Source organism: Caminibacter sp. (genome assembly GCF_053999135.1).
In genome coordinates this window covers 66,986-76,255 of record NZ_JBMXVQ010000030.1, presented here as the reverse complement: position 1 = coordinate 76,255, position 9,270 = coordinate 66,986, and the positions used below count along the sequence as shown (strand labels likewise).

At 34.2% G+C, this 9,270-nt stretch carries 10 protein-coding genes; 9 read left to right on the top strand and 1 reads right to left on the bottom strand.

Annotated elements, in window-relative coordinates:
* From ACXJH6_RS02945 to ACXJH6_RS02935, 3 genes are all read left to right on the top strand, one after another.
* Positions 1-1,070: flagellin (locus tag ACXJH6_RS02945; RefSeq protein WP_456470275.1), on the top strand; the 1,070-nt coding region annotated here is incomplete at its 5' end.
* A gap of 66 nt (positions 1,071-1,136) precedes the next feature.
* Positions 1,137-3,284: an FtsK/SpoIIIE family DNA translocase gene (locus ACXJH6_RS02940; RefSeq protein WP_456470279.1), complete on the top strand. Its 2,148-nt coding sequence runs from the start codon at positions 1,137-1,139 to the stop codon at positions 3,282-3,284.
* Positions 3,285-3,292: 8 nt separating this feature from the next.
* On the top strand, positions 3,293-3,754 hold the full coding sequence (locus ACXJH6_RS02935) for an OmpA family protein (protein ID WP_456470274.1): 462 nt from the start codon (positions 3,293-3,295) through the stop codon (positions 3,752-3,754).
* On the opposite strand, the gene mqnF is transcribed toward ACXJH6_RS02935, so the two are convergent.
* The gene (mqnF, locus tag ACXJH6_RS02930) at positions 3,755-4,966 is read right to left on the bottom strand and encodes an aminofutalosine deaminase family hydrolase (RefSeq protein WP_456470273.1); all 1,212 of its coding nucleotides are present in this window, start codon (positions 4,964-4,966) and stop codon (positions 3,755-3,757) included.
* 59 nt (positions 4,967-5,025) lie between these two features.
* Here mqnF and aroQ point away from each other — a divergent pair, with 59 nt between their 5' ends.
* Genes aroQ through ACXJH6_RS02900 form a run of 6 tightly spaced genes read left to right on the top strand, consistent with a single transcriptional unit; the run spans position 5,026 to position 9,261 of the window.
* On the top strand, positions 5,026-5,514 hold the full coding sequence (gene aroQ / locus ACXJH6_RS02925) for a type II 3-dehydroquinate dehydratase (protein ID WP_456470272.1): 489 nt from the start codon (positions 5,026-5,028) through the stop codon (positions 5,512-5,514).
* Positions 5,514-6,527 (top strand): M24 family metallopeptidase, encoded by a 1,014-nt coding sequence (locus ACXJH6_RS02920; RefSeq protein WP_456470271.1) that lies wholly within the window; start codon positions 5,514-5,516, stop codon positions 6,525-6,527. Before aroQ ends, ACXJH6_RS02920 begins: the two co-directional genes overlap by 1 nt.
* Positions 6,524-6,688 (top strand): hypothetical protein, encoded by a 165-nt coding sequence (locus tag ACXJH6_RS02915; protein WP_456470270.1) that lies wholly within the window; start codon positions 6,524-6,526, stop codon positions 6,686-6,688. The genes ACXJH6_RS02920 and ACXJH6_RS02915 overlap by 4 nt, the downstream gene beginning before the upstream one ends.
* The gene (gene folK, locus ACXJH6_RS02910) at positions 6,688-7,143 is read left to right on the top strand and encodes a 2-amino-4-hydroxy-6-hydroxymethyldihydropteridine diphosphokinase (RefSeq protein ID WP_456470269.1); all 456 of its coding nucleotides are present in this window, start codon (positions 6,688-6,690) and stop codon (positions 7,141-7,143) included. Before ACXJH6_RS02915 ends, folK begins: the two co-directional genes overlap by 1 nt.
* Position 7,144: 1 nt before the next feature.
* Entirely contained in the window at positions 7,145-8,392 is a 1,248-nt protein-coding gene (flhF, locus tag ACXJH6_RS02905) for a flagellar biosynthesis GTPase FlhF (protein WP_456470268.1), read from the top strand.
* Positions 8,389-9,261, top strand: coding sequence for an AAA family ATPase (locus ACXJH6_RS02900; protein WP_456470267.1), 873 nt, complete (start codon positions 8,389-8,391; stop codon positions 9,259-9,261). Before flhF ends, ACXJH6_RS02900 begins: the two co-directional genes overlap by 4 nt.
* Positions 9,262-9,270: the final 9 nt, after the last annotated feature.

Genomic DNA, 9,270 nt, shown 5'->3' with positions numbered 1-9,270 from the left:
TGTATATGGATAAAAACGGAAACGAAATAAAAGGTAATGTCTCTCAAATCATTAAGGATTATAAAATTATTTATAAAGACGGGGAAAAAATTATTGAAAAAAATCCGTCAGCCCAGACATATGCGACCAAGGATATTTCTATAACTGATACAATGGGTACTGATAGCATGCCTCAGGAAATAAAGATTCAATTCAGGGATAAAGACGGAAAATTAAAAACCGCGGTAATTACTTTAAGGGATACGTCTTATACAGACGGGAGTGGAAATAAGCATTATTCCACCTTTTGGATTGATAAAGATAACGACGGTAATGTTGATGACAGTGAAGTTTATGATATTTTTGAATCCGACGGCAGTTTAACGCCCGCACACGATATCATTACTACAACCATGGAAATGGATAAGAATACCTGTACCCTCTGTAAAAAAGAAAAATTACAAAAAGGAATGACGTACAGACAGTTAGGGGATGTGATAGCAATGCTTACAACCGATAATCTGCCGGCATCAAACAGTGCGGATGATTATAATAAAGCAGTTAATGCCGCTAAAGAAAAAGTGTCAACAGGAGTGGATGATAAAGGCAGATTTTATCTAAAAGACAAGTCAAATAATCCTACAAATATTGATTTAAGTATTTATACTAACAACAATTCGCTCTATTTTCAAGCCAACAATGCCATAACCATAGACTCTCCTCAGGTTGATTTTTTCTCTACTTTGCAAGAGGCGATAGAAGCCGTTGAAAATGGAAAAAATTTTGCCGACGGATATTCAAATAAACCTAGAAATTTTGGAATTCAAGGGGCCATTGAAGCAATTGACCATGTTATGGACAGGGTTAGACGCTCTCATGCAAAAATAGGGGCTGTTAGTAACGAGTTTGATATGAGTATTCAAAGGGTCGATATGCTGAAAATAAACGTCCAAACTCTTCAATCCGATAATATCGATACGGATATAGGAGAGGCGAGTATGAAACTTACTTCTTTAAAAACTTCTTATGAAGCATTGCTTGCTTCTATAGCTAAAGTCAATAATTTGACGCTTTTAAACTATTTAAGATAAAATTCCACCAAAAAAGGATAAGTCATTTTAAGAAAAGCTTTTTATATCTTTTTATTCGGTCTTTTAATTTTTTTCGCTTTTTCAACTGTTTTTCCGCTTTCAGAGTATGTCGGGATTTTTGGAGAGTTTATAGGAAGGCTTAATTTAAAGCTTTTTGGGTATTTAGGGTATATATTTGTTTTATTTTTGTTTTGGGTTTTATATCTTTTTTATTTTAAAAGGTTCGATTTTCAAACTTCTTTAAAAACCCTCGGATTTATAGTTCTTTTTTTAGATTTTCTTTTTTTACAGAGCATGTTGGTTAATAAAGGGGTTGTCGGCAATTTGGTAGTTGGTTTTTTAAAAAGCTATATAGGAATTTTGGGAGTTGGGATATTTGTTTTCGTAGTTGCGTTGTGGGGACTTTTTTTAATTTTTGAGGATAAGATTTTTGCATTTTTCAGTTTTTATAAAAAGCAAAATCATAATGTTCACAAAAGAGAGATTAAAGAGGAGATAAAAGAAGAAAAAAAACAAGAAGTTTCCCATGAAAAACCGGAAGAAGATGTTTTTCCAGAGCTTGACGATGAGGATATAAAGGATTATTCTGATAAAATTTTTAAAAAAGAAACCGGGATTTTAAAAGAGGATGTATCTCTTCAGGAAAATAAAGAAGAGAAAAAAGATGAAAATATAAAAATATCACAGACCGTTTCAAAAGAAGAAACTCCAAAAGAAAGTTTAGAAATCAAAGAAGAAAATCCTGAAAAAGTAAAAAAAGTAAATGAACTTGAAGATACAAAAAAACTTCTTTCTCAAATAGAAGTAGGGGAGAGGGAAAAACCCAAAGACTGGAAGTTTCCTCCGTTGGATATGCTCCAAAAACCTCCTAAAAAGAAAAGAGAAGTTAACGAGGCTGAAATAGATAAAAAAATAAAGGTGCTTCTTGAAAAACTTAAATATTTTAAAATAGAAGGGGATGTGGTAAGATATTACGTAGGACCTGTTGTTACCACGTTTGAGTTTAAGCCTCTTCCTCATATAAAAGTAAGCAAGATTTTAGCCTTGCAGGATGATTTGGCCATGGCCTTAAAAGCCCAGTCAATTCGTATTCAGGCTCCAATTCCCGGTAAAGATGTTGTTGGAATAGAAATTCCTAACGAAACGCAGGAGACTATTTATCTTAGGGAAATTATTGAAAGTGAGATATTTCAAAAATCAAAATCTCCTCTTACAATGGCTCTTGGAAAGGATATTGTAGGAGCTCCTTTTGTGACTGATTTAAAAAAACTGCCTCATTTATTGATAGCTGGGACTACCGGAAGCGGTAAAAGTGTGGGTATAAACTCTATGATTTTATCTCTTCTTTATAAAAACTCCCCGGATGAGCTTAAATTTGTTATGATAGACCCTAAACAGCTTGAGTTTTCCATATATAACGATATACCGCATCTTTTGACCCCTGTTATTACCGATTCCAAAAAGGCGATAACGGCTCTTAACGCTATGGTAAAAGAGATGGAAAGACGGTATAAGCTGATGTCCAAGATGAGGGTGAAAAATATAGAAGGTTATAATAAAAAAGTTTCAAAAGAAGAGAGAATGCCTTATATTGTTATTATAATAGACGAGCTTGCGGATTTAATGATGACAAGCGGTAAAGACGTTGAGTATGCTATAGCAAGACTTGCCCAGATGGCGAGGGCTAGCGGCATTCATCTTATAGTCGCCACTCAAAGACCAAGTGTGGATGTTGTTACGGGACTTATTAAAGCAAATCTTCCAAGCAGAATTTCTTTTAAGGTTGGACAGAAAATTGATTCAAAAGTAATTTTGGACCAATTCGGAGCGGAAAGTCTTTTAGGAAGAGGGGATATGTTGTTTACCCCGCCGGGAATAGTAGGTCTTATCAGATTACATGCCCCTTTTGCGAGCGAAGAAGAAATTGAAAAAATAGTTGAATTTTTAAAATCCCAAAGGGAAGCGGAATATGATAATACGATACTTTCTTCGATAGAGTCTGAAAGTGAAGGTCTAGAAGAGATAGAAAATGTTGATGAACTGTTTGAAGAGGCTAAGGAGATAATATTAAAAGAGAGGCGTACAAGTATCAGTTATCTTCAAAGAAGGCTTCAAATAGGTTATAACAGAGCCGCCAATATTATAGAACAGATGGAAAGAGCGGGAATACTGTCTCCTCCTAACGCCAAGGGACAAAGAGAGATACTTATATAGGAGATGTTATGAACTATCTTTTTATTATTTTGGCGTTTATTTTTTTAGGATGTGCCGATAAGCCTGTTGCTGTAAGTGTTTCGGAATTGGCCGGGGATTTAAAAGTGGCGGGTTTTAAGAAAAATAGAAAACTGTTAAAAATACTGAGAATAAATTTCGATTTTAACGATTATCATATAAAGCCTCAGTATTACGATGAGATAAGAGAATTGGTTCAAATAATAAAAAACGACCCTGAGATAAAAAAAGTGGAAGTTATCGGCTATACGGATAATCTTGGAGATTATGAATACAATTTGGAACTTTCTTTAAAAAGGGCTGAAGCGGTTAGAGATTTGCTTATAGATTTTGGAGTTGACCCCGATATCATAGAAGCGAGGGGAGAGGGGGAAAACAACCCTGTGGCTCCTAACGATACGCCAGAACACAGAGCGTTAAACAGAAGGGTTGAGGTTATTGTTTATTATTGATTATTTAATCAGTTTTCCGTTTATAAACAGATGGTCCACTTCGTTTGTGTGGAGTATAATCTGGAGCGGAAGAAGCTCTTTTTGGGTTACTTTGCTTGGAAGTTTGAAAGTGACCATATCCGCGTCTTTTCCAGGTTCTAAAGAGCCGTTGTTAAATCCAAGTTCTTTGGCGGCGTTTATTGTTACGGCTTTTAATAAATCTTTTGCCAGGTATTTGGGATGAAGTTCTATATGCATAAGAAGGGCGGCTCTTATCTCTTTAAAAAGATTTAAAGAATAGTTTGAACTAAGTCCGTCGGTGGCTACGGAATAGTCTATGGAAAAATTTTTAACCCTTTCTAAATCCAAAAGTCCTACGTTTAAGAGTCTGTTTGAAACAGGACAGTGGGCTATACATGCTTTTATTTCTTTTATTTTTGAAAGTTCTTTATCGTTTGCATATACGCAGTGAACGAATGTTGTTTTGGTGTTTTTGAATTTTTCCAAAAACTCAATCGGTTTGATAAGAGGTTTTGCGTTTTTAAAATGCTTTTCAAAAAATAGTTTAAATTCCCCCTCCCCTTCGTCAAGCCATCTTCTCTCAGCCTTGCTTTCCATAAAATGAGCCTGTATTGGCAGATTTTTCTTTTTTGCTATTTCTATTACTTTATCCATTAAAACAGGATGAACAGAATAAGGAGAGTGAATTGAAATTCCGGTTTTAAAATTTTTTCCCTCTAATGCTTGGGATTCGCTTAATCTTACAAGAAAATCCTGATAAAGCATATCCACCGCACCCGGAGCCGTTCCTATAATTTCATTAAAATAAGCTACTTTTAAAGGAGAGTGTTTTAAATATTTAAGGTCGTCTCCGGTGGAACTTATTTCTCCAAAAGCACATATACCGCTTTTTTTCATCTCATCTATGGCTTTTTTAAAACATTCGGTTTTACACTCTACAAAAAGCGTTTCCCTGTGTTTTATAACCGAATTTAGCCAGATAATGAAATCTCCGTATTCTAAAAGAGTTTTGTTGGAACTAAATTCAAGATGAGTGTGCGAATTTATTAAAGCGGGCATAATTACAGAGTTTTTACCTAAGTCTATTTCTTTTTCACATTTAGGAAGATTGGTTCCTATTTCTATAATTTCTTTATCAAAAATAATTTCCCCGTTTTCTATAATTTCATATGATTTATTCATTGTTACGACGTAATTTGCTTTTAGTTTCAATATTTCTCCTTAAACTTTTAATTAATTATAGTAAAATTACACAAAAAAAAGGAGATAAAATGAAAATAAAAGTAATTCACGGTCCTAATCTTAATATGCTTGGAATAAGAGAGGTTAATATCTACGGACCTATGAAACTGGAAGATATCAATAAAAATATGGAAGCTTTTGCCAAGCAAAACGGTTTTGATATAGAGTTTTATCAATCAAACCATGAAGGCGATATTGTGGATGCCATTCAGGAAAGTCTTAACGAAGGAGTTGACGGTATTATTATTAACCCAGCAGCTCTTACCCATACTTCAATTTCTATAAGAGATGCAATAAAAGCGGTGAGTCTTCCTACTATTGAAATACATTTAAGCAATATAGCGGCAAGAGAGGATTTTAGAAAAACTTCTATGATAAGCGATGTTGTAGCCGGTACTATTACGGGATTTGGTCCTTTTAGTTATCATTTGGGGCTTATAGCAATGATTCAGATTTTAAATGAGATAAAAATGGCAAAAGAGGCTCAGGCTAAAGCAGCCGCTCAGCAGGGGAATTAATGGATTACATTCTTAATAAAGAGAATGAAATTTATTATGAATGCGGATGGAGCAGCGATAACGCTGTTTTTTTATCTTTAGGAGACAACAGATATGTAATTACTGATGGAAGATATACCCTTGAGGCAAAAGAAAAAGCAAATGCGCAAGTGGTTGAATCTAAAAATCTTTTAAAAAAAGCAAAAGAACTTATTTTAAAACACAGACCCAAAAGTTTAAAAATAGACCCTTTAAACTGGGATGAGAATAGTTATAAAGAGTTGTCAAAAGTAGTAAGGCTTCAAAAGAGGCCTTATATGTCCCATAAAAAAAGAATGATAAAAAGCGATAAAGAACTTGAAATAATCCAAAAAGCCGTAAGGCTTGGAGCTGAAGCGTTTGAAGCGTTTAAAAAAGAGATTGAGACGGGTATAGACGAATATGAGCTTTCTTTCAGATTTAAAGAAAAACTGACACTTAGAGGCAGAAGAGAGCTGAGTTTTGAGCCTATTGTCGCCATTAACGAAAACGCCGCCAAACCTCATGCCCAAGTCAGTGATAAAATTTTGCAAAAAGGCGATTTGCTTTTATTGGATGCGGGATTAAAATATTGCAGATACTGCTCCGATAGGACAAGGACTGTTTTTATAGGCGATGAAATTTCAATGTCCAAAAGACAAAAATTTAAAAATAAAGAGATACAAAAAGCATATGATACCGTATTAAAAGCCCAAGAAGCCGCTATAAAAGCCGTAAAAGTGGGAAGGCCTATAAAAGAGCTTGATAAAATAGCAAGAGATATTATACAAAAAGCTGGATACGGCAAATATTTTGTTCACTCTTTAGGCCACGGCGTCGGGCTTGATATTCACGAATGGCCTTACGTTAACTCAAGAAACGAAATTCCTATTCAAAACGGAATGGTATTTACCGTAGAGCCAGGAATTTATATTCCAGGAGAGTTTGGTATCAGAATAGAGGATATGGTTATGATAAAAAATGACGAATGTCACATATTAAGCGAGGAGATATGAGTATAAGCAAAATAAGAAGTATTCTTTATAAGAGTGCCAAATATCTTGGGGATTTTAATGCTATAAAAAGAGCTGTAGAAAAAAAAGATTTTACCCCTGTTATTAAAAGAATTATCAGAAGAATTTATGGTTACATAGCTGGACGGGGAATGCCCAAATAATGAAAAAGATTATAAAAACTACGTTTTTTCCGGCTCCTTTAAAAAAAAGCTCAAAAAAAAACAGGGCTTTAATAGGTGTAGGGTGTAATATAGGAAACTGTATAAGAAGGTTTAAGAAACTTTACTCTTTTTTCAATTCCCATCCTAGAATAGATATTATCCAAACGTCTATTATTTATAAAAACCCGCCTTTTGGATACCTAAACCAGCCATGGTTTTATAATACTGTTATGATAGTGGCTACCGATTTTTCTCCTTATGAACTTTTAAATTTTCTTTTATATACGGAAAAAAAATTCGGAAGAAAAAGAAGTTTTAAAAATGCGCCAAGAACGTTAGATTTGGATATAATTATGTATAATAATGTAAAAATAAAAAGCGAAAAATTAAATATACCACATCCATTTTTTAAAAATAGAGATTCTGTATTAGTCCCACTTGCTTTAAAGGATTGATTTGAAATTAAAAACTTATACTGCACCTACTTATACGGAAGCGTTGAATAAAATTAAGGCGGAACTCGGAGATGACGTTGTTATTGTCTCAAGCAAAGAGATTAAGAAAAAAACGTTAACTTCTCCGGGTCTTTACGAAGTGGTTGTGGCGGTGGAAGAAGAAACTCCCGTAAAAAAGAAAACTTCTAAAAAAGATGATTTTGATGTAGATGAGGTAATGCTAAGGCTTTCTACGGCCGCTAAAGAGATAGATTCGACGATAGGCAACAGAGAGAAGAAATCTTTTAATTCTTATAAAGAGAGCGAATACAAAAAACCAAATCCTTTAAAACCTCAAAACGACGAAATAGAAGAACTTAAAAAAGAGTTTAATAAACTGGCCGATACACTGAAATTTTTACAGGCCGCTATATGGGAAATGGCCCATAAAGATGAGCTTGAACTTCCTCCGGAATTCAGCGAAATTTATGCGCTTTCCCGTGCAAGCGGTATGAATCCTAAACATTTAGACGAAATTATGAAACTAACGATTAAATATATGCCTCTTAAAATGAGAAAAAACAGGGATGCGATAAAAAGATATTTTCATACTCTTTTAAAGAAAATGATTCCTATAAGAATGGAAAGAGAGATAAAACCCCCTCACAAAAAAATTATGATGTTCGTAGGACCGACGGGAGTGGGTAAAACCACTACGATAGCAAAACTTGCAGCAAGATATGCTTATAAGCTTCCTCACAGGCATAAAGTGGGTATTATAACGCTTGATACTTATAGAATAGGAGCCGTAGAACAGCTTATGACTTACGCTAAAATGATGAAACTGCCTATTGAAACGGTTGTTGACCCAAGCGATTTTGAAGAGGCGTTAAACGTTTTAAGACACAATGATTATATTTTAATAGATACGGTTGGAAGTTCTCAGCATGATAAAGAAAAGATAGAAAAGCTAAATTCTTTTTTAAAAGTGGATTCTTTTGCGGAAATAAACGTAAATCTTGTTCTTTCCGCCGTTACAAAATATGAAGATTTGACCGATATATATAATAATTTTTCTATTCTTCCAATAGATACATTTGTTTTTACAAAACTTGATGAAACCAGAACATATGGAAATATTTTTTCTTTACTTCTGGATACTAAAAAACCGATAAGTTACTTATCTATGGGGCAAGAAGTGCCGGATGATTTAACCGTAGCCGATGCAGATTATATTATCAGAGGTATCTTATCTAAGGAGCTTAATTGAAAACGACTCAGGCCGATAAACTAAAAACCCTTATTCAAGAGGAACAAAAGGAAAAAAAAAGATTAAAAACCAGGGTAATAGCCATTACAAGCGGAAAAGGGGGAGTCGGTAAAACGACCATTACGGCAAATTTGGGATATGCGCTTCATGCTTTGGGATTTAAAGTTGCTTTATTTGATGCGGATATAGGGCTTGCCAACCTTGATGTGATGCTCAGGGTTAACCCTAAAAAAAATATTCTTCATGTATTAAAAAACGAAGCCACATTGGAAGAAATAGTCGTAGAGATTGAAAAAGATTTTATTTTAATTCCGGGTGAGAGCGGTGAAGAAATAATTGATTTTGCGGATGAGGTATCTCTTAATAATTTTATATCGCAGCTTGATTTTCTTGAAGATTATGATTTCTTTTTAATAGACACGAGTGCCGGAATAGATAAAAGGGTTCAGGTATTTTTAGATGCGGCTGATGACGTGATAGTGGTAACCGTACCGGAACCTGCCGCTATTACAGATGCATATGCTATGGTAAAGGTTATAAGCGAAAAAAGAGATATAGCTTATATGATATTAAATGAGGTTCATTCGGAAAAAGAGGCTAATAATATTTTCAGTAAAATATTGACGGTTGCTAAACAGAATATAAAAAGTAATTTCAGACTTCTTATGCTAGGATTTATAAAAAATGAAAAGGCCGTTTATCTCTCTTCAACAAAAAGGGTTCTTTTTACCAAAGAATATCCTACTTTAAGTGCAAGCGAGCAGATTTTTGCCATTGCTAAAAAGCTGGCCAAAATTTCGGAACGAAAAGTGCTTGATGAAAAAAACGGATTGACAAGGTTCTTTAAGAAAATTTTTTCCGGTTTTTAAGGGAGATAA

Bases quoted from the DNA above. Each gene is read 5' to 3' on its own strand.
- ACXJH6_RS02935 (WP_456470274.1), top strand. From the start codon at position 3,293: ATGAACTATCTTTTTATTATTTTGGCGTTTATTTTTTTAGGATGTGCC.
- aroQ (WP_456470272.1), top strand. From the start codon at position 5,026: ATGAAAATAAAAGTAATTCACGGTCCTAATCTTAATATGCTTGGAATA.
- ACXJH6_RS02920 (WP_456470271.1), top strand. From the start codon at position 5,514: ATGGATTACATTCTTAATAAAGAGAATGAAATTTATTATGAATGCGGA.
- ACXJH6_RS02915 (WP_456470270.1), top strand. From the start codon at position 6,524: ATGAGTATAAGCAAAATAAGAAGTATTCTTTATAAGAGTGCCAAATAT.
- folK (WP_456470269.1), top strand. From the start codon at position 6,688: ATGAAAAAGATTATAAAAACTACGTTTTTTCCGGCTCCTTTAAAAAAA.